Here is a 22418-nt window from a genome sequence, read left to right as displayed (position 1 = left end):
CCATGACCCGGACCCTCATCAGCGGTGGCCTCGTCATCACCTCGGCGGAGGAGGTCGAAGCCGACGTCCTCGTCGAGGACGGAAAGGTGGTCGCCCTCGCCCTGCGCGGCAGTGACGCCGCCCGCACCTGGGCCGACGGCGACGCCGAGGTCATCGACGCCACGGGCCACTACGTCGTCCCCGGCGGAGTGGACGGCCACACCCACATGGAGATGCCGTTCGGCGGGACGTACTCGTCGGACACCTTCGAGACCGGCACCCGCGCGGCGGCGTGGGGCGGCACCACGACCATCGTCGACTTCGCCATCCAGCGGCCGGGCGAGTCCGTGCGCTCCGGGGTGGACTCGTGGATGGCCAAGGCCGACGGCAAGTGCGCGATCGACTACGCGTTCCACGCCATCCTGTCCGACGTCAACGAGTCCTCGCTGAAGGAGATGGACGTCCTCGTCGACGAGGGCGTCACCTCGTTCAAGCTGTTCATGGCCTACCCCGGCGTGTTCTACAGCGACGACGGACAGATACTGAGGGCGATGCAACGCGGCGCCGCCAACGGCGCGCTCACCATGATGCACGCCGAGAACGGCATCGCCATCGACGTGCTGGTCGAGCAGGCCCTGGCCGAGGGCCGGACGGACCCGCGCCACCACGGGGAGGTCCGCAAGGCCCTCCTGGAATCGGAGGCCACCCACCGCGCCATCCAGCTCGCCCGGGTCGCGGGTGCTCCGCTGTACGTGGTGCACGTGTCGGCGGGCGAGGCCGTGGCCGAGCTGTCCCGGGCCCGGGACCTGGGGCTCAACGTCTTCGGCGAGACCTGTCCGCAGTACCTGTTCCTGACGGTGGACCACCTCGCCCAACCGGGGTTCGAGGGTGCCAAGTACGTGTGCTCGACCCCGTTGCGGCCCGAGGAGCACCAGGCCCACCTGTGGCGGGCCCTGCGCACCAACGACCTGTCCGTGGTCTCCACCGACCACTGCCCGTTCTGCTTCAGCGGACAGAAGGACCTGGGCGCGGGCGACTTCTCCAAGATCCCCAACGGAATGCCGGGGGTGGAGCACCGGATGGACCTGCTGCACCAGGCCGTGGTGGAAGGGCACATCGGTCGCCGCCGCTGGATCGAACTGGCCTGCGCCACCCCGGCCCGGATGTTCGGTCTGTACCCGAAGAAGGGCACCATCGCCCCGGGCGCCGACGCCGACCTGGTCGTGTACGACCCGAACGCCGAGCAGACCCTGTCGGCGAAGACCCACCACATGAACGTGGACTACTCCGCCTACGAGGGGAAACGGGTGACGGGCCGGGCCCGCACCGTGCTCTCCCGCGGCCGCGTGATCGTGGACCGGGGTTCCTACCTGGGTTCGGCCGGTGACGGCTCGTACGTGCCCAGGTCCACCTGCCAGTACCTGATCTGAGGGGGACACATGGACATCGGACTGGTCCTCCAGACGGATCCGCCCGCCGACCTGTTGGTGGAACGGATGGTGCGCGCCGAGGCGAAGGGGTTCACCCACGGGTGGACCTTCGACTCCGTGGTGCTGTGGCAGGAACCCTTCGTCATCCACAGCCGCGTCCTGGAACGGACCGAGCGCCTGGTTCTCGGACCCATGGTCACCAACCCGAGCACCCGCGCGTGGGAGGTGACGGCCTCGCTGTTCGCCACCCTGAACGACATGTACGGGAACCGGACGGTCTGCGGCATCGGCCGGGGCGACTCGGCGATGCGGGTGGCCGGTCGCAGGCCCGCGACCCTGGACCGACTGTCGCGGGCGATGACCGCGATCAAGGACCTCGCCGAAGGACGCGAGGCCGACGTGGACGGCGCTCCCCTGCGCATCCCGTGGGTGAGCGAGGGCTCCCTGCCGATGTGGATGGGCGCCTACGGGCCCAAGGCCCTGGACCTGGTGGGCCGGCAGGCCGACGGGTTCATCCTGCAGCTCGCCGACCCCTATCTGACCGAGTGGATGGTCAAGACGGTACGGGCGGCGGCGGCCGACGCCGGGCGCGATCCCGACGAGGTGAAGGTGTGCGTGGCCGCGCCCGCCTACGTCACCGACGGTTCCGTCGAGCAGCGCGCCCACGCCCGGGAGCAGTGCCGTTGGTTCGGCGGGATGGTGGGCAACCACGTCGCCGACCTGGTCTCTCGGTACGGGGAGCGGTCGGACATGGTGCCCCAGGAGCTGACCGACTACGTCAAGGCCCGCGAGGGCTACGACTACAGCCACCACGGCCGGGTCGACAACCCGGACACCGAGTTCGTGCCGGACACCATCATCGACCGGTTCTGTCTGATCGGGACGGTCGACGAACACCTGGAGAAGCTGGATCGGCTGCGCGCCGCGGGTGTGGACCAGTTCGCCGTCTACGCGATGCACGACGACGTCGACGGTGTGATCGACACCTACGGGCGCGAGGTCGTCCCGGCGGTGTCCTGAGAGGACGCGGGCCCGTCGTGGATCCCGCCGGCCGGACCCCGACACCGGGGTCCGGCCCCACCGCCCGCGTACCGTCAACGTCATCGCGACCCCGACGACGTGTGAGGATGGTCGACGGCCTGAAACCGAACCCGCTTCGGTCCTCCCCGGCCCCGCGCGTGAGCCCGCCGTCGTGCCCGCGCGACGGATCCCCGTCAGCACCACCGAGAAGGTGTCCCGTGTCCCAAGCCCCACCGAAACCCGAGACGACCACGCAGATCACCCATCCCGACGGCCGTGTCTCATTGCCGGAGGGCACCACCCTGCCGGCCGGCCCCTTCGTCAACGACGACCTCCAGCCCGTACCCATGACCAGACGGAACTGGGGCACCGGCAGCTTCTCCGCCCTGTGGGTGAGCATGTCGGTCAGCATCCCCGCGTGGACGCTGGCCAGCGGGTTGATCGCCGCCGGGCTGGACTGGCGTCAGGCGATGCTCGCGGTCGTGCTGGGCAACATCATCGTGCTGCTGCCGATGGTGCTGACCGGACACGCGGGGGCCAAGTACGGCATCCCCTTCCCGGTGTTCGCCCGCTCCTCCTTCGGTGTGCGCGGCGCGAACCTGCCGGCGCTGCTGCGCGGGGCGGTGGCCTGCGGTTGGTTCGGCATCCAGACGTGGATCGGCGGCCAGGGCGTGTACGTGCTGACCGGTCGCCTGTTCGGAGCCGAATGGATGAACGCGGCGGAGTTCGGCGGATACCCGTGGACGCTGTGGCTGTCCTTCGGGGTGTTCTGGCTGGCCCAGGTCGCCATCATCCTGTGGGGCATGGAGGGTGTGCGCAAGGTCCAGCTGTGGGCCGCGCCCCTGATGATCCTCGGCGGCGTCGCGCTGCTGGTGTGGATGGCCTCCCAGGCCGGTGGTTTCGGCCCGATGCTGGCCGCGGATCAGCCCTTGGACTGGGGCCCGTCCTTCTGGGCGCTGTTCTTCCCGTCCCTGATGGGCGTGATCGGCTACTGGGCGACGCTGACCCTCAACATCAGTGACTTCACCCGGTTCGCCTCCACCCAGCGGGCGCAGGTGATGGGTCAGTCCCTGGGGCTGCCCACGACCATGACGCTGTTCTCGCTGATCGCGGTGATGGTGACCGCGGGCACCGCCGCCGTGTACGACGAACCGATCTGGAACCCGATCGACGTCGTGGACAAGATGGACTCCGGCCTCGGGCTGCTGTTCGCGATCTTCGTGGTGCTGCTGGCGACGGTGTCCACCAACGTGGCCGCCAACCTGGTCGGGCCCGCCTACGACCTGGCCAACCTCAAGCCGAACTGGATCAGCTTCCGCACCGGTGCGCTCATCACCTGCGTCCTCGGGGTGCTGATCTTCCCGTGGAAGCTCCTGGAGGACGAGAACACCTACATCTTCCTGTGGCTCGGAACCGTCGGAGGCATCCTCGGCGCCGTGGCGGGCATCCTGCTGGCCGACTACTGGTTGCTGCGCCGCACCCGGATCAACCTGCCCGCCCTGTTCAGCCGAGACGGCGAGTACTGGTACTCGGGGGGTTGGAACTGGCGTGCCCTGCTCGCCTTCGGTGTCGGCGCGCTGTTGTCCGTGGCGGGCCCGCTGGCGTCGTACGGCTGGGTGATCGGCCTGATCGCGGCGTTCCTCCTGCACTGGGCGCTGGGCGTCTTCGTGCCGGACCGGCGGATGCTCGCCGCCGACCGGGCGGCGCAGAGCGACGGCGTGGGAAGCGGTGATGCGGGAAGCGGCGACGCGGGGAACGACGTCAAGGGCTGATCCTGGCGCGGCACCAGGTTCCCGGGCGTGGTCCCACGGTCTCCGTAAACGGGTGCGGCGCGTCCCCGAGCCGGGGACGCGCCACTCACACCCACGATCCGTGGGAACCGGGGCCGGTCAGGCCGCCGGATTGTGCCGTTGGAGACCGCTGAGGTCCAGCGACTCCAGCGTCTCGTTCATGTTCTGGGTGACCCGGACGAACTCTCGGGTGGACAGCCAGAGCTTGTAGATGATGAGCATCTCGAAGGCGAGCATGAACACCGCGGAACCGATGATGGTGGCGACCATCCCGGTCACGGAGAACATCCCGACCAGCGGGGCGACGATGAACACGCCCATCTGGAACTCGATGCCGCTGAACAGGTGCGGACGGATCCGGTTGGCCCACAGCATGTCGCGCATCCTGCGGTACCAGGGGAAACGCTTGTCGAATCCCTTCTGCAGAGCGGTGCTCTGGAGGTGCTTGGCCGTGCGGTTGGGGCTGAGGCCCCCCTCTTCGTCCGTCTCGGACTCGTCGTCGGACGCCGTGGCGGGGGCCTGGACCCTTTCGGCTCCTCCGATGGAGACGCTGCTCTCCTCGTCGCCCATGCCGTCGTTGACGTTGTCGTCGCCGCCGACGAAGCCACCGGCGGCCTGGCGGACCCGACCGGTGTCCTGTCCGTCGGCGTGCTCCTCGACCTCACGGATGGCCTGGGCGATGTGGCGGCGCATGGCCGAGCGGACCTTCGCCATCTGCGGCGAGTTCAGGTAGCGGAACATGTCGGTGAAGACGATGGCCAGCAGGACCCAGAGGAAGACGGGGTTGCCGGTGACCGCGAACTGGCCGCCCATGAGGGCGATACCGCAGAGCAGCACGCGAATGCGGTCGAAGACGTAGTCCAGCCAGCTGCCGAAGACCGAGCCGTTGCCCTTCAGACGGGCGATCTTGCCGTCCATACAGTCGAGGACGAAGCTCAGGTGGAACAGCAGGGCACCGGCCAGAAGCCAGTACCAGTCCCCGAGGAAGAAGCACGCCGCGGAGAGCAGGCCCAGGATCAGGGCCGCCACGGTGAGTTGGTTCGGAGTGATGTTGGTGCGGTTCGCCGTGGCCTTGACCAGCCGGGAGGCGAGCGGGTCGACTAGCCAGACCGTCCACCACGAGTCCCGTGGTTTATAGGTCTGGTCTCGCACGTCTGCGAGGGTGAAGGAGGGCATTTCCCTGAACTCCGATGGTGAGCGAGGTGTAGGTCAGGGGGATGTTCGCCGGGGGTAGGGGCGTAGAGGTCGCGGTAGCTCACGCGGGGGTCGCCGGACAGGGCACCCGCCGCGTTCAAGGACCACCTGTAGGTGACGCGGCGATGAACCACAAGGTTGTCAAAAGTGACAGGTAGATCTAAACGTGATGAACAAGACCTGAGCGGCACACGTCCCCGAATCGGCCCATAAGCCTTCGCCAGGGAGGGTCGGCCGGGGGCCATCCGGGCCGACGAGCCCGGGAATGTGACCCAGGGCACCCGTTTTCGCAGCTCAGGGCTACGCCTTCACACAGATTCCATCTCGACTCGACAACAGGACGGCCTGGACACACAAGTCACTCCCGACGGGTGCCGATACTGGTTCGGCAGGGCATCTCCATCGGCGCCGAGAACCACACTTCGGACGCATCGAACCGCCACATCCGGCCGCCCCCTGCCCCCACCTTCATCGAGCACGAGGCTGACCTGTGTCCGTTCCCGCTCACTCGCGTGTCACCGATGTCGTCGAAACGCCCGTGACCACACCAGCGCGCCCACGTCATCGTTCCGACATCGAGGGGCTACGCGCCGTCGCCGCCCTGCTGATCGCCGTCTACCACATCTGGTTCGGCACGGTCTCCGGTGGCGTCGACGTGTTCCTGCTGCTCACCGGCTTCCTCATCACCGGATCACTGGTCCGGGCGATGGAACGCAACGGCCGCATCGACTTCGCCGCGTTCTGGACCAAGCTGGTCAAACGCCTGTTCCCCGCCGGGGCGGTCGTCCTCGGCGCCGTACTGGTGATGACCTACCTGTTCTTCCCGCGTTCGCAGTGGACGACGGTGATCGACGACGTCCGCGCCGCCGTCCTGTACTACGGGAACTGGCACCTGGCGACGGGCTCGGTCGACTACATGGCCGACAACTCCGCGGCCAGTGCCGTGCAGCACTTCTGGTCGTTGGCGGTGCAGGGGCAGTTCTACCTGCTGTGGCCGGTGCTGATCACCGTCGCCGGGTTCGTCGCCGTGCGGCTGGGGGTGAGGGTGCGCCACGTCGCCTTCGCGGCGGTGGGCACGGTGTTCGTGGTGTCCCTGGCGTACTCGCTGTGGATCACCGCGACCGAGCCGGTCTGGGCGTACTTCGACACCGGCGCCCGCCTGTGGGAGCTGGCACTGGGCGGGATGCTGGCCCTGGTGGTGCACCGGGTGAACCTGCCCCACGCGCTGCGGATGATCGCCGGGTGGCTGGGGTTGGCCGGCCTGGTGCTGTGCGGCCTGGTCATCGGTGACTCGGTCCCCTACCCGGGCTTCGCCTCCCTCTGGCCGACCACAGCGGCCCTGCTCGTCATCCTGGCGGGCGCGGGCGAGAACGCGAACGGTCGGCTCTCCGCCAACCGCCTTCTGGGGGTGCGTCCCCTGACCTGGTTGGGCGGGCACGCCTACACGCTGTTCCTGTGGCACTGGCCGGTGCTGATCGTCTACCTGGAGCTGACCGAGCGGGTCCGGCCCTCCATGACCGGCGGTCTCCTGGTGCTGGGCTCCTCGTTCGCGGCCGCCCTGTTCACCGGTTGGGTGATCGAGGGTGGTGTGACCCGGGCGACGCGGAACCTTCGCACTCCGAGCTGGTCGCTGGCGGCCGGTGTCATCTTCATCATTCCGGTGCTGGCGGCCGGTTCCCTGTGGGCCCACTCCATCGAACAGGACCGGCAGACGCGCATGGAGCTGAGCTCCAACCCGCTCTCCTACCCCGGCGCCGCGGTCCACCTGAACCAGGAAACGGCCGCAGTACTGCCCGAACTGCCGATCCACCCGGACACCACCACCGTCGCCAAGGAGACCGTCGACCAGACCCGCTCGTGCAACGCCGTGGCCGAGGACACCGAGGTCGTCTCGTGCGAGTTCGGCGACCCGGACTCCGACTACACGATCGCCATGGTCGGTAGTTCGCACGTGCGGCACTGGTTCCAGGCGATGCGTACTCTCACCGACCAGCACGGGTGGCGTCTGGTGACGTTGACCAAGAACGGATGCCAGTTCAGCTCCGAGGAACAGCTGTACCGGGGCAAGGCCTACCCCGAGTGCACCGCCTGGAACGCCGACGTCATGACCGAGCTCGCCGAACTGGTGCCCGACGCCGTGTTCACCCTGGCCTCGCTCACCAGTCGTGAGGAGGACGAACACGTGCCCGCCGGTTTCGTGGACCGTTGGCACCTGCTCGACCGGATGGGCGTCGACGTGCTCGCGATGCGGGACACGCCCCGGTTCGACTTCCCGGTGCCGGACTGCGTGGACCGCAACGACCGTGACCAGTGCTCGTCGCCCAAGGCGGAGTCCATGGCCGAGGAACCGCCGTTCAAGGACCTGACGAACGTTCCGCACAACACCCGGTTCCTGGACCTGACCGACTACCTGTGCGAGGACGGGGTCTGCCACGGGGTGATCGGTAATCAGTTGGTCTTCTACGACACCGACCACATGTCGTACGCGTTCTCACGGTCCTTGGCTGTGGTGATGGAGCCCCAGATCCTGGACGCGGTCGGGCAGGCGGTGCCGCAGGGCGAGCCCACCCTGTTCGACGCCGCCATGACCCTCCGCGAGGGTCAGCACCCCTGATCTGCTCGCGCTCTGGCCGTCAGCCGCACACCCGCAGGTAGGTGCGGATCGCCGCCGTCAGGTCGGTGAGGTCGTCCTCGGGTGCGGGAAGTGGTTCGGGTTCGGCCAGTAGGTCGCCCACCGGTACCCGGGGGCGGGGGATCAGAGGGGCCAGGTACGGGCGGACCAGCGCGCCGGCGTATTCGTCGGGGTGGCGGTAGTCGTCCTCCGGGGGCGGCGGGCTCGGTTCCGGGGTAGGAAGCTCGGCCCTTTTCGGGGCGGGAGCGATCGCCGCCTGGACGCGCTTCTTCGGGATGAACACGTAGGCCAGCGCCGCCGCCAACGTGAGGGCGAAGAGGGCCCAGAGGTGTTCGGTGAGACTCCGGCATCGTCGGTGGTGTCGGCCGATAGGGTGCTGCACAGTCATCCTCCTGGTGTTGTCAGGTGGTTGATCAGCCCCGGCGCGGTGGTTGCACCCACCGCCCGGGGTGTTCGTTTTTCTGGGGGTTGTGGTTACGCGCTCGGATCCCGATCCAGCGGAATGGTCGCCCACAGTTCCAGGGGGAATCCGTGTTGGCCCTCCCACCACCAGTGCTCGGCGATCCGGTCCACCAGCCACAGGCCCCTGCCGCCGGCGCAGAGGTCGTTCGGCCCCTGTTCTCGCACTCGCGGCACCGACGTAGGACGACCGGCCTTGGCCCCCTGGTCGAGCACGCAGAGGACGGCGCGGTCGTGGAGGACCTCGATGGAAGCGCCCATGCGGCCGTACTTCTCCCCGGTCGCGGTGTGCAGGACCGCGTTGGTGGCAAGTTCACTGGCCACCAGCCGCACCCAGTCCCCGCGCTGGTTTTGCAGCCCCGGCTCACTCCCACACCAGTCCCGCAGACGACGCACGTCGGAGAGCGTTCCGCCGAAGTAGGACCAGCGTGCCGACGGCCAACCCACCCCACCACCATCAGGCCGCCGCGGCCCCGGTATCCGAACAGCACCCATAGCCATCTCCCACAGTCGAAGCAGACCACTGCGAGCAGGGTTCGCCCGCAGCCGGAACACAGCAGGCACGGTGACCTTGGTAGCCATCTCGTCACACCCTGCTAACTTCGATGATGCACCGAGATTTAACTCACTGCAACACTCTTCATGAAAATCTCATAGAGAGAGTTGCAGAAAGTTGTGGCTGCTTCCACCCATGCGAGAGACTGAAGGGCAACGCCCAAGTCTTTGCGGAGAGGTGGAACTCGGTGTCGGTAGGCAGCCCGATGGTCGCCAGGCTTGGCCTGGCCAACTTCCTGAAGGAGGCACGCGGCAAGCGGTCCTCCGCCGAAGCCGCTGCGGTCGCCGGGTTCAGCAAAGCCACCCTGTCGCGCGTGGAACGGGGGGAAAGCACTATCTCCCCGGGGGACGCGCGCCTCCTTATGTCGCACTACGGCGTGTCAGCGGACTTGATCGAGTCGTTGGCTGATCTGGCCTACGCGGCCAAACAGCCGGGCTGGTGGCAGCGCTACAAGTCAGCGCTACCCGACTGGTTCAGCCTGTTCGTCGGGATCGAGACTGCGGCGCACCGGATCCGCACCTACGAACCCGAGTGGATCCCCGGCATCCTCCAGACCCCCGAGTACTCGCGCGCCATCATCGAGAAGGGTGTTCAGGTGCGCGACTCCGAGGAGCTGATCCTGGAATCGGTCAACTTTCGACAGCGCCGGCAGGAGAAACTCACCGGAGAGAGCCCCGCTGGTTTCCAGGCGGTCATCAACGAAGCAGCCCTCCACCGACAGGTCGGAGGATCTGAGGGACACCGGGCGCAACTCGACTATCTACTCGCCTTGAGCCAGCAAGAGAACGTCGATATCCGGGTACTCCCGTTCAGCAGCGGCTCTCACGCAGCCAGCTATGGATCGTTCGTTCTCCTCGACTACTCGGTTGTAGGCAGAGATTACGCTCTCGCCTACATCGAGTACTCCGGCGGTGCCATCTATTTGGAAGCCGAAGAGGAGATCTCCATGCACAGGCAGATGTTCGACAGCCTGTGGCAGGACTCGGCCCCCAGCGTCGAGACCGAGGGCCTTATCAAGATTGCGATCCAGCGGATCGGCCACTAAAAAGCGACAACTTGGATGGTGACATGAAGCCCTTTGAAGCCCCCGCCCCACTAACGTGGCACGTCTCCTCGTACACAGGGGCGCAAGGCAACTGTGTCGAGGTCGCCGAGGGACTGAGCATCCTGGTCCGCGACACCAAGAACCGCGAACACGGCCACCTCACCTTCGACCCCCACGAATGGTCCAGCCTCCTGAACACTCTTCTACGCTGACGCCAACGGGTATCTCGGTATCGACCGGGATACCCGACCCTCGTAGAGGCGGCCCATGCAGTGGCATAAGAGCAGCTACAGCGGTGGACACGGTGGCGAGTGCATCGAGGTCGCTGAAGGACATTACGTCCTCGTCCGCGACACCCAACACCGCGAACACGGCCACCTCGCCTTCGATCCCCACGAATGGTCCAGCCTCCTGATCACCCTCAGGCACTGACCCGGCCAAGCACCCCACCGCTCCTCGCGGCCGCGCTCCCCCTCGGACAACGGCACCCCGACTCTGTCCGGCCTGGCCATCGTGCCTTCTCTCAGAGTTTCGGCGTGCCCATGCGCTGGTATCGAACCTCTGTGCACAAGACAGATCGAAAGAGCTCGACCTCACCGTGGTTCATCGGCTGGGTCGTTCTGTGGCTGATCGCCACCGCGTCCTGGATCGCCCTGCTCGGGTTGGAGTGGTACACCAGCGGGCCCTTGGCCTGCCCACTGACACCGGACAGCTCTCTGTACGGCACAGCGGACTGGTCCTGGTTTCCTCCCGGTCATGTGTGCTCTTGGGAGGTCACTGCCGCTGGAGACACCTTCACCATCACCGAGGAGCCTCCCGTGGCACGCCTGGGAGTACTGATCCTGCTCTCACTCTGGGGAGCGTCCCTGGTGACCTTGGGCCGTCTCCGTGGGCAGGGCACGAAATGAACACCCGACCTCCAAACCTCGGCGAGAAGGCTAGAGAAGGCCTCCGGTGGCGCGGGCGCACAGCTCGTACAGGTGCGCCACCCAGTCATCGTCCGAGGTCGAGTGGAAGTGGTTCTGCTCGCCCCAGGAATCATTCGGCTTGTGGAACCGGCAGGCTCTCAGATCCTTGAGATCACCGAACAGGCCGCTGCCCTCGAAGACCGTGTTCCCCTGGTCCCAGCCCACACCGAAGTCGGTGAGAACAAGGGCGGGCACCTGGGCCGCGACGGCCGCCAGCACCGGCAGGGAACCCAACGCGGCCAGCCCGCGAGCGCGTTCGAACTGCTCGTGCAGGGGCCCAGACTCCACCACCGGCGAGACCTGCGAGACCCGCCCCGACTCCACCATGGACTGCCGGACGCCCATCAACTCCGGATGGCCCTCCTCGCCCACGTGCAGGACCACTTCGAGGTCCGGGCGGTCGGTGGCGAGTTCGGACAGCGTCGAGAGCAGCGCCTCACAACCCAGTGCCCCGGCCGGCTGCCCCGGCCGTGCGGCGAAGACGATCCGTTTCCGCGCGCCTGGCCCGGAACGTTCGCCGCGTTCGGGGAACAGGCTCGCCAACCCGACCCGGCCCCTGAGGCCGAGCTTCTCCCCCAGGGTGGTGTACTCGTCGACCTCGCGGTGGCTGTGCGCCACCACCAGGTCCACCCTCGACCGGTGCATCCACTCGCCCTCGGAAGCCGGAAGCGCGGGCACGGGCAGGGACGAGGCCACCACCGGCCGGTACCGGCGCAGGAAGGAACGACTCGACCAGGACAGCGCCTCGACGTGCGGGCCCGAGCAGTTGAGCAGCACCGCGTCGGGGCGTCGCCGCCGAATGAGCCGGCGCACCTGACCAACGGTCAACAGCGGAATCCGCCGGCCGGCGTGCCGGGTGCCTTCCAGCGCGGCACGAATGCGGGCGGGTGAGGGTGTATCGGCCGAGCGCAACACGGCCAGCCCCATGGCGCCCCCCGAATCGGGAAGGTCGCCGAGCATCTTGGCCGACAGGTGTGCGCGCGGAGCGGAGTCGGCGATCGCCAGAACAGCGGGCGAACCGCCGGCGGCCCGACTCCAGGTGGGAACAAGGGACACTGGGTCGTTTCCTGGGAGGAGCTCGCTGGACACCCCCAGATTACACACGCCTCGTCAGCTTCCGGACACCCACGTGCGAGGACGAAAGTCCCGAGAACGACGAGGGCGGCCACCCTCGGAGAGGGCGACCGCCGGGGTGCGGGGTGAGGCTACTCGCCCTTCCACACGGGGGCGCGCTTCTCGGCGAAGGCCGCCGCGCCCTCCATCGCGTCGTGGCTGACGAACACCGGGCCCGCCAGCTCGTTCTGCTTGTCCCACATCTGGTCGCTGGTCCAGTCGTCGGAGGCCTGGAAGATCTCCTTGGAGACCTTCAGCGCCAGCGGACCGTTCGGTGTGATCCGGGCGGCCAGCGCCTTGGCGCCTTCGAGGGCGCCGCCGCTCGCGGTGACCTGGTTGACCAGACCCAGCTTCGCCAGGCGCTCGGCGTCGACGAAGTCGCCGGTCAGGGCGAACTCCATCGCGATGTTGCGCGGGATGCGGTTCTGCAAGCGCAGCAGGCCACCGGCACCGGCGACCAGGCCACGCTTGACCTCGGGGATGCCGAACTTGGCGTCCTCGGCGGCCACGACCAGGTCGCAGGCGAGCACCGCCTCGAAACCACCGGCGAGGGCGTAACCCTCGACCGCGGCGATCAGCGGCTTCTTCGGGCCGCGCTCGGCGAACCCACCGAACCCGCGCCCCTCGACCACCGGGACCTCGCCCTTCATGAACGCCTTGAGGTCCATCCCGGCGCAGAAGGTGCCCCCGGCGCCGGTGATGATGCCGACCGACACGTCATCGCGGGCGTCGATGTCGTCGAGCGCCTCGGCGATCCGGGCGGCGACCGCGGCGTTGACCGCGTTCTTGGCCTTGGGCCGGTTGATGGTGATGACGGCGATGCCGTCCTCGTGGGTGTAGAGAACCTCGTCGGACACGTCGTCCTCCTACTTCGGGGGCATGCGGAGGGCGCCGTCGATCCGGACGACCTCACCGTTGACGTAGCTGACCTCCAGCAGGGTCCGGGCCAGCTTGCCGAACTCCGCGGCGGTGCCCAAACGCTTGGGAAAGGGGACCGGGGCGGCCAGCTTCTGCTTGAACTCCTCCGACCCGGGACCGTCGCCGTAGATGGGCGTCTCCAGGATGCCGGGGGCGATGGTGTTGACGGTGACACCGACGGCCGCGAGGTCGCGCGCGGCCGGCAGGGTCATGCCGATCACGCCGCCCTTGGACGAGGAGTAGGCGATCTGACCGATCTGACCCTCGATACCGGCGAGGGAGGCGGTGTTGAGGATCGAGCCGCGCTCACCGTCCTCGTTGATCGGCTCGGTCTTGGCGATCTCGGCCGCGGACAGGCGCAGCACGTTGAACGTACCGATCAGGTTGACCTGGATGACCTTCTGGTAGCTGTCCAGGTCGTGGGGGTTACCGTTCCGGTCCACCGTGCGGGTGGCCCAGCCGATGCCGGCGCAGGACACCGCGACACGGAAGGGCTTACCGGTGTCGGCGGCGGCCTGGACGGCGGCCTTGACCTGGTCCTCCTGGGAGACGTCGGTGGAGACGAAGACGCCACCGATCTCCTTGGCGATCGCCTCGCCGCGCTCGGCGTTCAGGTCGGCGATGACGACGGTGGCACCGGCGGAGGCGAGTTCCTTGGCGGTGGCCTCGCCCAGGCCACTCGCGCCGCCCGTGACGAGGGCGGAGATTCCATTGAGATCCATGTGCCGAACTCTACCGAGGATGTGACCCACACACTAGAACCGGGTTCGGTTAATCGTGGGTAACACCGTGACCGGCCACGTCACACCCGCGGCCAGCGAGCGTTATCGAGGCATCTGGATCAGACGGCTGAGGTGCTGCGCAGCCGGGTCTGCGGCTCGGCCGGGATCAGTCAATCGTCTTGATCACCCGGGCGGGCACTCCCGCGACCACGGTGCCGCCAGGAACATCACGAGTGACCACCGCACCGGCTGCTACCACCGCACCGGCGCCGATGGTCACCCCCTGCGTGATCACGGCAGCGGTCCCGATCCAGACGTCGTCCTCGATGACGATCGGAGCGAAGGAGAGGTACTCGCGGCGCTCAGGCAGGTGTAGCGGGTGGCCTCCTGTGATGAGGCTGGCCTTCGGGGCGATCATGACGCCGTTCCCGATTCGGATACCTCCCTTGTCCATGAAGGTGCATCCCTGGTTGACGAAGACGTTCTCCCCGAAGGTCGTGTTAAGCCCATACTCGGTAAAGAACGGCGGGTAAATCACCACCGACTCTGGCAGCGGGCCGCCGAACACAACAGAAAGTAGTTTCGCGCGACCTTCGCTGTCGCTGAAGGGAAGCACGTTCAGTCGAGACGTCGCATCGGTCACCTCCACGATCCGCTCGGCGTGACGCGCGAACTCAGGCGTTTGGACATACATGGTCTGCTCTGTACGGGTAGACATGCACCGATCCCACCACGGCGCAGAACACTTGATCAAACAACTCTGCGCCACGCCAGGCACAACCAATAGTTGTGGAAGTAGGGTGGAAGCGTGGATATCGAAGTACTGCGAACGTTCGTGGCTGTCGCCGAGACCGGACAGTTCCAGGCTGCGGCCGACGAGCTGGGGATCAGCCAGCAGGCGGTCTCCAAACGGATCGCGGCCTTGGAGAAGCACATCGAGGTCACGCTCTTGGTGCGGACTTCCCGAGGCTCCCGGCTGAACATGGACGGGCAGGTCTTCTTGCCACACGCCAAGAAGGTCCTGGCGACCATCGAGCAGGCCGAGCAGGCCGTGCGCCCCGGCAGCCGTCCCTTGCGCGTCGATGTGCTCAACCGGCGCATCGCCCCGGCCCAGGCCGTCTACCGGTTTTACCGCTCCCATTCCGAGTCGGACATGGACGTAGTCACGCTGAGCAAGGAGAACGCCTCCCAGGCCGCCCATGCGGTGCTCGAAGGGATCGTCGACGCGTCCTTCCGTGCGCTGCCGGCAGACCAGGTCCCGGCCGGAATCAGCGCCGAACGATTTCTGGAGGTACCGCTGGAGCTCCTGGTCGGACCCGGCCACCCGCTGGCTGACATGCCCTGGGTCAGTCCTGCGGACCTGGGCGGTCACCGCATCTGGATCCCCGGAATCAGACCGAGCACGGAGTGGGCGATGTTCTACCAGGCGCTGTCCGATGCCTTTGGCCTGAGCATCGACGCGCTCGGCCCCAACTTCGGTGACGAGGCCCTGATGGACGCTCTGGCCGACTCGTCCTCGCTGGCCACCCTCGTCGGCAGCGGGGACCGGTACTTGTGGCCCCAGACCCACGATCTACGGCGCATCCCGTTGCACGAACCGACCCCGGTCTATCCGCACGTTCTGCTGTTCCGCAGCGGAGACCAGCACCCTGTGCTGACCGCGCTACGCAACCATCTGCGTACTACAGACCCGCGAACCCCGCACGATGTGTGGGCACCGGACTGGGTAGCCCGCTGACGAGACGACCGAATTAACTGACACGCCCTAGTGGGCCAGGAATCGACCCAGGAGGATTCGATGGCCGAGCCGCTCCCCGACTGGTTCCTCACCCCGCCCGGGGGCTGGACCGGCGATCACATGGACAACCTTCCTCCGGGAGCTCCCCGGATGGAGCTCATCGACGGCAGGCCCATCGTGACGTCCCCCCGGACCGTGTTCCACAGTGACGCGATGTGGGAGCTGGTGTACCTGCTCAAACAGGCGGCCCCATCCGGAATCAGGGTGTCCATGGAGATGACCACCAAACTGGGCAAGTACCAGCGTCCGGAGCCGGACGTCGTCGTCTACCGGGATTCGAGCGAGTCCTCGAAGGACAGGCGAAGGCGCACGCACATCCCTCCCGAAGACGTACTCCTGGTCATCGAGATCGTCTCCCCCGAATCCTGTTTCCGTGACCACAACGTCAAGCCGGTGAAGTACGCGGAAGCCGGGATCCCGCACTTCTGGTGGGTCGAGGACGAGGACGGGGTCACCACTGTCCATGTGTACGAACTGGACGAGACCACCAGAAGCTACGTCCCCATGGCCATCATTCGTGAACATCTCGATGTAGAGGTGCCTTTCCCCATCAGGTTCGACGTACGTTCCCTGGCCGCTTAGAACCGACGGAGTCCACCCAGGCGACGTTGGTGATCGCCTCGCCGCGCCCGGCGTTCAGATCGGCGATGACGACGTCGTCACCACGCGCTACCTTCCTGCCATGACGACCTCTCCTCGGGGTGACACCCCTGCCGAGCGCCCTCTCCCCGCTTGGTTCCTCACCCCGCCCGGGGGCTGGACCGCCGAACACATGGAGCGGCTTCCTCCAGAGGCCCCTCGAATGGAACTCATCGACGGAACCCTCGTCCTACTCACACCACAAAACAGATTCCACTCCCGGATGAAGACGAGGGCGACACACGCGCTCGAAGGCTTCGCGCCCGAAGGAGTCGAGGTCCTGGTGGGCATGACCATGAAACTGGGGCTCCATCAGCTCCCGGCAGGCCCGGTCGCCCTTGCGCGCCAGTTCACTGACCACCGGCCCGGTGATCAGATCCGAGTCACCGCCCACCTCCTGGCACCGGACCTACGGCGACGCCGTGGTCGGCCCGGCACTGCGACTGATGGACGAGGACCCGGCCCGCCGCTTCACCGCTTTGGTCGGCCGGCCTCCCATTACTTACCTGCGCGAGCAGCGCAGACCCGCGTCTGAAGCAGCGGTCCGTACACCGCGCGGACCGGCCGCGATGCCGTTCGGTGCGGTGGTAGGTTCCATGGGCCAGGAGACCGTGGTGCCCTCAGGTGCGAAATCGCCGCCTCGCCCGTGTCCACCCCGCGACCCGCCGCAGGGCCGCCTCCGGGAGAGGACCCCGTGACCGACCACACCATCCCCACCGTGCTCTCAGACCTGACCTACGCCGAGGATCTGCTCCCCTTCGCCCCCGATCAGCTCCACGCCGACCTCCACGAGGTCGTCCACTTCGACGGCGACACCTTCACCAGGATCAACCTCACCGGTGCCCGGTTCATCGAGAGCGCCTTCACCGCCACCCAGTGGGACAGCGGGGTGATGCGCCGGTGCCGGTTCGTCGACGTGTGGATGCACACCGTGCGCATGATCGGCACCGACATCGCCGAGTGCACCTGGCTCGACAGTCACATCCTGGCCGGCATGTTCGCCGGAACCGTGTCCTTCGGCTGCGAGATCCAGCGCGTGGTGTTCTCCTCCTGCAAGCTCAGCGGGGTCAACTTCCGGGCCTCGCACATGGTCGACGTGGTCTTCCAGGACTGCGTACTGGACGACGTGGACTTCAGCGAGGCGTCCCTGACCCGAGTCACCTTCCCTGGCTCGGCCCTGCGCGGTGTGCACCTGGCCAAGGCCAAGCTGCGCGAAGTGGACCTGCGCGGGGCGAGCGAACTCGACCTCGCCTCCGGATTCGAGTCACTCGCGGGCGCCGTCATCGGACAGGCCCAACTCATCGCGCTCGCCCCCGCACTCGCCGCCAACACCGGCATCACCGTCCGGGACGAGTGAACCGCCATCGCGGTGACGACGTCATCACGGAGCGCTATGTTCCTGTCATGCCGACGACTCCTCGGGGTGACACCCCTGCCGAGCGCCCTCTTCCCGCTTGGTTCCTCCCCCCGCCCGGGGGCTGGACCATCGACGACATGGAGCGGATTCCTCCAGAGGCCCCTCGAATGGAACTCATCGACGGGACCAGGGAGCCCCGGTACGTGCCGATCACCATCGCCAGGGAACGGCTCAAGCTCGACGTGCCCTTCGCGATGGACATCGACGTGCAGGCGCTGACCGCTCGGCGTTAGCTCACCGCCGCTTGGGCAGGACACCCAAGCGGCGTTGGCGGAGACCTCGGCGGGCGCGGGGCAGAGAATCCCTGGCCAGGTCAGCCGCGCCGATCACACCCGCCTCGTTGCCCAGGGCCGCCGCGACCACACGCGCCTCGGGGCGATACCCGCGTCCGGTCAGCCCCTTGGCGAAGGCCCGCCGGGCCGGATCCAGCAACAGTCCACCGGTCTCCGACACTCCCCCACCGATCACGAACAACTCCGGGTCGAACGCCGCCGCCAGATTGGCCAGCCCCACCCCCAGCCAGGTGCCGGCCTCCTCCATCAGCTCCCGGCAGGCCCGGTCGCCCTTGCGCGCCAGTTCACTGACCACCGGCCCGGTGATCAGATCCGGGTCACCGCCCACCTCCTGGCGCAGCGCCTCGGCCACCGGTGATTCGGCCACCACCAGTTCGCGTGCCTCCCGGGTGAGGGCGTTGCCGCTGGCGTACTGCTCCCAGCAGCCCCGGTTACCGCACTCGCAGCGGTGTCCACCCGGCACCACCATCATGTGTCCGAACTCACCCGCCAGACCGTAGCGACCTCGGCGCAACCGGCCCTCCGAGACGATCGCCCCGCCGATCCCGGTGCCCAGGTTCACGACCACCACCTCGTCCACGCCTCGGGCGGCGCCCGCTCGCACCTCGGCCCAAGCGGAGGCGTTGGCGTCGTTCTCCACCACCACGGGCAGCCCCAGGCGTACGGACAGAGCGTCCTTGAGCGGCTCCTCCCGCCAGGACAGGTGGGGGGCGAACAGGACCTTGGATCTTCGCTCGTCGACGAACCCCGCCGCGCCCACACCCACGGCCCGCACGGTGTACTCCTGGCGAAGTTCCGACACGACCGCGACGATCGTGTCCTCCACCACGGAGGGGCTCTTGCTGCGTTCGGGGGTCTGGGTGCGCAACCGGGCCAGCACCCGTCCGCCCGGGGTCACCACGGCCGCGGCGACCTTGGTGCCACCGATGTCCACACCGATCGTCAGTGAGTGCCCATAGCGCGCGCTCGTCGTCATGATCGTTCCACTCCACCGATCCTGGACAGCCGCTCCTCGGACAGAGCCGCATCGACACCAACGAAAACGCGCACCCGGACCACTCTGTGCCCGGATGCGCGCGAAAAACCGAAAAATCCTCAGCAGGGAAAGGGCCTGGAACGGGCTCTAGCCGAGAGCGGACCGCACGACGCCGGCGAGCCGCTCGGCGACCGCGGTGGCCTGTTCCAGCGCGGGCGCCTCCACCATCACGCGGACCTTGGGCTCGGTGCCGCTGGGACGGATCAGTACCCGACCGGTCTCGCCCAGTTCGGCCTCGGCCTCGCGCACCGCGGCGGCGAGCTCCTCGGACTCGGTCGCTCGGTCCCTGTCCACGTCGGGCACGTTGATGAGCACCTGCGGGAGCCGGGTCATGACCTTGGCCAGCTCCGCCAGCCCCTGCTTGTGGTGGGCCATCGCGGCCAGCAGGTGCAGACCGGTGAGGAGACCGTCCCCGGTGGTGGCGTGGTCCAGCAGGATCACGTGACCGGACTGTTCGCCGCCCAGACCGAACCCGCCGCGCTTCATCTCCTCCAGCACGTAGCGGTCGCCCACCGCGGTCTCCACCACGTTGATGCCCTCGCGCCGCATGGCGAGTTTGAGTCCCAGGTTGGACATGACCGTCACCACGAGGGTGTCCTCGACCAGCCGGCCGGCCTCCTTGGCCTCGGTGGCCAGGATCGCCAGGATCTGGTCGCCGTCGATCACGTCGCCGTCGGCGTCCACGGCCAGGCAACGGTCGGCGTCGCCGTCGTGGGCGATACCGGCGTCCGCGCCGTGCAGACGGACCGCCTCTTGGAGCGCGCCCAGGCTGGTGGAACCGCAGCCCTGGTTGATGTTGAGCCCGTCGGGAGCGTCACCGATGGCGATGACCTCGGCGCCCGCCCGACGCAGTGCTTCCGGGGCGACCGTGCTGGAAGCGCCGTTGGCGCAGTCCACGACGACCTTCAGGCCCTGGAGACCGTGCGGCAGCGAATTCAGGACGTGCTGGGTGTACAGCTCGGCGCCGTCGTGGGACTCGGTGACCCGACCGATCTCCTCGCCCACGGCCGGGGTGGAGGGCACGTCGATCATGCCCTCGATCTCCTCTTCCAGGGCGTCCGCGAGCTTCTGACCGCCCTGGGCGAAGAACTTGATGCCGTTGTCCGGGGCCGGGTTGTGGCTCGCCGAGAGCATCACACCGAAGTCCGCTCCCAGCACACCGGTGAGGTGGGCGACGGCGGGGGTGGGCAGCACACCCACTTTGACGACGTCCACGCCGGTGCTGGCCAACCCGGCCACGACGGCGGCCTCCAGGAACTCCCCGGAGGCTCGGGGATCACGGCCCACGACGGCCAACGGGCGCCGGTCGCCGTCGGCGCGGGTGAGCACGCGCGCCGCCGCGATGGACAGTTCCAGGGTGAGCGCAGCGGTCAGGTCGCGTCCCGCGAGACCGCGTACACCGTCTGTTCCGAACAGCCGTGCCACAGGGACAGCCCCTTTCGAAAGCGGCACCGGGCGTCCGGTACCGGTGAAGTTCAGCGTGGCGAAGAGAGCCACCGACAAAAACAAAAGCCCGTACGTCGTCCCCTGTTGAGGGGACGACGTACGGGCCAAAGCTCAGCCGAGCGTGTGTCGGCGCATGAGCATTAACGCTTGGAGAACTGCGGAGCCTTGCGCGCCTTCTTCAGACCGGCCTTCTTCCGCTCGACCTCGCGGTCGTCACGGGTGAGGTAACCGGCCTTCTTCAGGGTCGGGCGGTTGTTCTCCGGGTCCAGCGAGGCCAGGGCACGGGCGATGCCGTGACGCAGGGCGCCGGCCTGTCCGCTGGGGCCGCCACCGTCCAGACGGGCGAAGACGTCATAGGCGCCGTCGAACCCGAGGGAGGTGAAGGGGTCCTTGATGGTCTGCTGGTGGACCTTGTCCGGGAAGTAGTCCTCAAGGGACTTGCCGTTGATCTTCCACTCGCCCGCACCCGGCGTGATGCGCACTCGGGCGACGGCCTTCTTGCGACGGCCGGTGCCCGCGCTGGGGCCGGACGCGGTGGGAACGTAAGCGGCGGTCTGCTCGTCCGACTCGCTGGTGTACTCGGAGGGGAAATCCTCCGGGTTCTCAGCGACGTCCTGGGCGACCTCTTCGATGCCGGTGGGCTCGGCCACGGTTAACCTCGTGTTTCCTGTGAAAGTCTGCGAACGCCTACGCGGGCTGCTCGATCTTGGTCATTTCGAACGGAACCGGCTGCTGGGCCTGGTGCGGGTGCTCAGGACCGGTGTACACCTTGAGCTTCTTGGCCATCTGGCGGCCGAGGGTGCCATTGGGCAGCATCCCCTTGATGGCCTTCTCGATGGCCCGCTCGGGGTTCTTCTCCAGCAGGTCGGCGTAGGAGACCGAACGCAGACCACCGGGGTAACCGGAGTGGCGGTAGGCGCGCTTCTGGTCGAGCTTCTTACCGGTGAGCGCGACCTTGTCGGCGTTCACGACGATGACGAAGTCGCCGGTGTCGATGTGGGGCGCGTAGTAAGGCTTGTTCTTCCCCCGAAGCAGCGTGGCGATCTGGCTCGCCATACGCCCGAGCACGAGATCGGTAGCGTCGACAACGTGCCACTGACGCTGGACATCGCTTGGTTTGGGGCTGTATGTACGCACGATCGTTCGCCTTCGCTCTTCATTCGGCTGCCCCATCCCGAACGGGATGGTGGACTCGTATTACGGAACACCCCAACGGGTGCGGGGCCGGAAACAGCCCTCGCTGTTGCGGGGCTGTTACGTTGGCCGGATGTCCCATGTCCAATCAGGACGACCCGGTCGTGAGTGCGCAGACGATGGTGCGTGGATCGGCACCCAACTTCGGGAGTTTTTGGGGCCCACGGCAACTCAACGCACAACGACGAAGTATCCTACCCGCCCACCCTAGCGCAGGTCAAAGCGAGCGCCCGGGCCGAACCGGTGGGATCATCGTCTTGGCGGAAAAGCGCCGGGACGGGTTCACATCCGTGACCTCTCCGCCTTTTATTATGCCCGTTGTCAGGAGTGCTTCGTCCTGCTCGCGGCCGCGGGTTGGTTACGCTGGCCCTCAAAGGCCGGTCTTTGCCCGGTATGACGGGCGATGACGTGTTCCTTGGAGACGCCCGTCACGGTCGCCGACCCCATACGGACGCCACAAGCGCGGGAAAACGGCGAACCGCGGACCAGTCCCACCTTCAGAGCCTTCGGAGACTCCCATCAGTACGCATCCGAACCCGCCTCACCACGGTCCCGACGGACATCCCCTCCCGCCGGACGGCGAAGGCCAGGACCTGCTCGGGGGACCCCGATCCTCTTCTGAGGGACAGCCTTCCACATCGGGCCCCCAGCAACCGCACGGCACGCCGCCGGGACAGGGCTTCCCGCCCCAGCCACCACAGGGCGGCGTCCCGAGTGGACCGCAATACCCCCAGCCCCCTCAGAATCACCGCCAAGGGCCTCCCGGCCC

General features: G+C 67.5%; 24 protein-coding genes. 13 read left to right on the top strand and 11 right to left on the bottom strand.

What is annotated here, in order from left to right:
- Positions 1-2 precede the first annotated feature (2 nt).
- The 3 genes from hydA to BQ8420_RS13590 all read left to right on the top strand — a co-directional run bounded on the left by hydA (position 3) and on the right by BQ8420_RS13590 (position 4201).
- Entirely contained in the window at positions 3-1409 is a 1407-nt protein-coding gene (hydA, locus tag BQ8420_RS13600; RefSeq protein WP_087099012.1) for a dihydropyrimidinase, read from the top strand.
- A 9-nt stretch (positions 1410-1418) separates the two neighbouring features.
- Complete coding sequence (locus BQ8420_RS13595) at positions 1419-2429, top strand: TIGR03842 family LLM class F420-dependent oxidoreductase (protein ID WP_087099010.1); 1011 nt, start codon at positions 1419-1421, stop codon at positions 2427-2429.
- A 218-nt stretch (positions 2430-2647) separates the two neighbouring features.
- On the top strand, positions 2648-4201 hold the full coding sequence (locus BQ8420_RS13590; RefSeq protein WP_087099008.1) for an NCS1 family nucleobase:cation symporter-1: 1554 nt from the start codon (positions 2648-2650) through the stop codon (positions 4199-4201).
- A gap of 117 nt (positions 4202-4318) precedes the next feature.
- On the opposite strand, the gene BQ8420_RS13585 is transcribed toward BQ8420_RS13590, so the two are convergent.
- Positions 4319-5371, bottom strand: coding sequence for a CDP-alcohol phosphatidyltransferase family protein (locus BQ8420_RS13585; RefSeq protein WP_235006177.1), 1053 nt, complete (start codon positions 5369-5371; stop codon positions 4319-4321).
- A 532-nt stretch (positions 5372-5903) separates the two neighbouring features.
- Between BQ8420_RS13585 and BQ8420_RS13580 the strand changes: the two genes are divergently transcribed.
- On the top strand, positions 5904-8027 hold the full coding sequence (locus BQ8420_RS13580) for an acyltransferase family protein (RefSeq protein WP_087099004.1): 2124 nt from the start codon (positions 5904-5906) through the stop codon (positions 8025-8027).
- Positions 8028-8046: 19 nt separating this feature from the next.
- Here BQ8420_RS13580 and BQ8420_RS13575 read toward each other — a convergent pair whose 3' ends face one another.
- On the bottom strand, positions 8047-8427 hold the full coding sequence (locus tag BQ8420_RS13575) for a hypothetical protein (RefSeq protein ID WP_087099002.1): 381 nt from the start codon (positions 8425-8427) through the stop codon (positions 8047-8049).
- A 92-nt stretch (positions 8428-8519) separates the two neighbouring features.
- On the bottom strand, positions 8520-8951 hold the full coding sequence (locus BQ8420_RS13570; protein ID WP_235006171.1) for an ATP-binding protein: 432 nt from the start codon (positions 8949-8951) through the stop codon (positions 8520-8522).
- Between the two features lie 296 nt (positions 8952-9247).
- Here BQ8420_RS13570 and BQ8420_RS13565 point away from each other — a divergent pair, with 296 nt between their 5' ends.
- From BQ8420_RS13565 to BQ8420_RS13550, 4 genes are all read left to right on the top strand, one after another.
- Complete coding sequence (locus BQ8420_RS13565) at positions 9248-10105, top strand: helix-turn-helix transcriptional regulator (RefSeq protein ID WP_160049306.1); 858 nt, start codon at positions 9248-9250, stop codon at positions 10103-10105.
- Positions 10106-10128: 23 nt separating this feature from the next.
- A complete protein-coding gene (locus BQ8420_RS13560; RefSeq protein WP_087098995.1) occupies positions 10129-10317 on the top strand; it encodes a DUF397 domain-containing protein in 189 nt (62 codons plus the stop codon).
- Positions 10318-10372: 55 nt separating this feature from the next.
- Positions 10373-10537 carry a DUF397 domain-containing protein gene (locus BQ8420_RS13555; protein ID WP_087098993.1) on the top strand — a complete coding sequence of 55 codons (165 nt, stop codon included), beginning with the start codon at positions 10373-10375 and terminating at the stop codon, positions 10535-10537.
- 131 nt (positions 10538-10668) lie between these two features.
- Positions 10669-11013, top strand: a complete 345-nt coding sequence (locus BQ8420_RS13550) for a hypothetical protein (RefSeq protein WP_087098990.1) — start codon at positions 10669-10671, stop codon at positions 11011-11013.
- 30 nt (positions 11014-11043) lie between these two features.
- On the opposite strand, the gene BQ8420_RS13545 is transcribed toward BQ8420_RS13550, so the two are convergent.
- The 4 genes from BQ8420_RS13545 to BQ8420_RS13530 all read right to left on the bottom strand — a co-directional run bounded on the left by BQ8420_RS13545 (position 11044) and on the right by BQ8420_RS13530 (position 14520).
- Complete coding sequence (locus BQ8420_RS13545; RefSeq protein WP_087098988.1) at positions 11044-12129, bottom strand: DUF6716 putative glycosyltransferase; 1086 nt, start codon at positions 12127-12129, stop codon at positions 11044-11046.
- Between the two features lie 149 nt (positions 12130-12278).
- Positions 12279-13043 (bottom strand): crotonase/enoyl-CoA hydratase family protein, encoded by a 765-nt coding sequence (locus BQ8420_RS13540; RefSeq protein ID WP_087098986.1) that lies wholly within the window; start codon positions 13041-13043, stop codon positions 12279-12281.
- Positions 13044-13052: 9 nt separating this feature from the next.
- Positions 13053-13826, bottom strand: coding sequence for an SDR family NAD(P)-dependent oxidoreductase (locus tag BQ8420_RS13535; RefSeq protein ID WP_087098985.1), 774 nt, complete (start codon positions 13824-13826; stop codon positions 13053-13055).
- 166 nt (positions 13827-13992) lie between these two features.
- A complete protein-coding gene (locus tag BQ8420_RS13530; protein ID WP_087099093.1) occupies positions 13993-14520 on the bottom strand; it encodes a DapH/DapD/GlmU-related protein in 528 nt (175 codons plus the stop codon).
- Between the two features lie 114 nt (positions 14521-14634).
- Here BQ8420_RS13530 and BQ8420_RS13525 point away from each other — a divergent pair, with 114 nt between their 5' ends.
- The 5 genes from BQ8420_RS13525 to BQ8420_RS32705 all read left to right on the top strand — a co-directional run bounded on the left by BQ8420_RS13525 (position 14635) and on the right by BQ8420_RS32705 (position 17913).
- Positions 14635-15564, top strand: a complete 930-nt coding sequence (locus BQ8420_RS13525) for a LysR family transcriptional regulator (RefSeq protein ID WP_087098983.1) — start codon at positions 14635-14637, stop codon at positions 15562-15564.
- Between the two features lie 60 nt (positions 15565-15624).
- On the top strand, positions 15625-16206 hold the full coding sequence (locus tag BQ8420_RS13520; protein WP_087098981.1) for a Uma2 family endonuclease: 582 nt from the start codon (positions 15625-15627) through the stop codon (positions 16204-16206).
- Positions 16207-16631: 425 nt separating this feature from the next.
- Positions 16632-16961: a hypothetical protein gene (locus BQ8420_RS32710; protein WP_235006189.1), complete on the top strand. Its 330-nt coding sequence runs from the start codon at positions 16632-16634 to the stop codon at positions 16959-16961.
- Positions 16958-17620 carry a pentapeptide repeat-containing protein gene (locus BQ8420_RS13515; protein ID WP_087098979.1) on the top strand — a complete coding sequence of 221 codons (663 nt, stop codon included), beginning with the start codon at positions 16958-16960 and terminating at the stop codon, positions 17618-17620. Before BQ8420_RS32710 ends, BQ8420_RS13515 begins: the two co-directional genes overlap by 4 nt.
- Before the next feature lie 137 nt (positions 17621-17757).
- Positions 17758-17913 carry a hypothetical protein gene (locus tag BQ8420_RS32705; RefSeq protein WP_235006169.1) on the top strand — a complete coding sequence of 52 codons (156 nt, stop codon included), beginning with the start codon at positions 17758-17760 and terminating at the stop codon, positions 17911-17913.
- A 1-nt stretch (position 17914) separates the two neighbouring features.
- Here BQ8420_RS32705 and BQ8420_RS13505 read toward each other — a convergent pair whose 3' ends face one another.
- From BQ8420_RS13505 to rplM, 4 genes are all read right to left on the bottom strand, one after another.
- Positions 17915-18949, bottom strand: a complete 1035-nt coding sequence (locus tag BQ8420_RS13505) for an ROK family glucokinase (protein ID WP_087098977.1) — start codon at positions 18947-18949, stop codon at positions 17915-17917.
- A gap of 147 nt (positions 18950-19096) precedes the next feature.
- Entirely contained in the window at positions 19097-20434 is a 1338-nt protein-coding gene (gene glmM / locus BQ8420_RS13500; RefSeq protein WP_087098975.1) for a phosphoglucosamine mutase, read from the bottom strand.
- A 161-nt stretch (positions 20435-20595) separates the two neighbouring features.
- Positions 20596-21105 (bottom strand): 30S ribosomal protein S9, encoded by a 510-nt coding sequence (gene rpsI / locus BQ8420_RS13495; RefSeq protein WP_087098973.1) that lies wholly within the window; start codon positions 21103-21105, stop codon positions 20596-20598.
- A gap of 37 nt (positions 21106-21142) precedes the next feature.
- Complete coding sequence (rplM, locus tag BQ8420_RS13490) at positions 21143-21592, bottom strand: 50S ribosomal protein L13 (RefSeq protein WP_087098971.1); 450 nt, start codon at positions 21590-21592, stop codon at positions 21143-21145.
- Positions 21593-22418 lie beyond the last annotated feature (826 nt).

The organism is Nocardiopsis sp. JB363 (assembly GCF_900143625.1).
In the GTDB taxonomy this organism is placed as follows: Bacteria; Actinomycetota; Actinomycetes; order Streptosporangiales; family Streptosporangiaceae; genus Nocardiopsis.
Note: the sequence above shows the minus strand (reverse complement) of the source record. Positions and strands in the feature narration are given on the sequence as shown.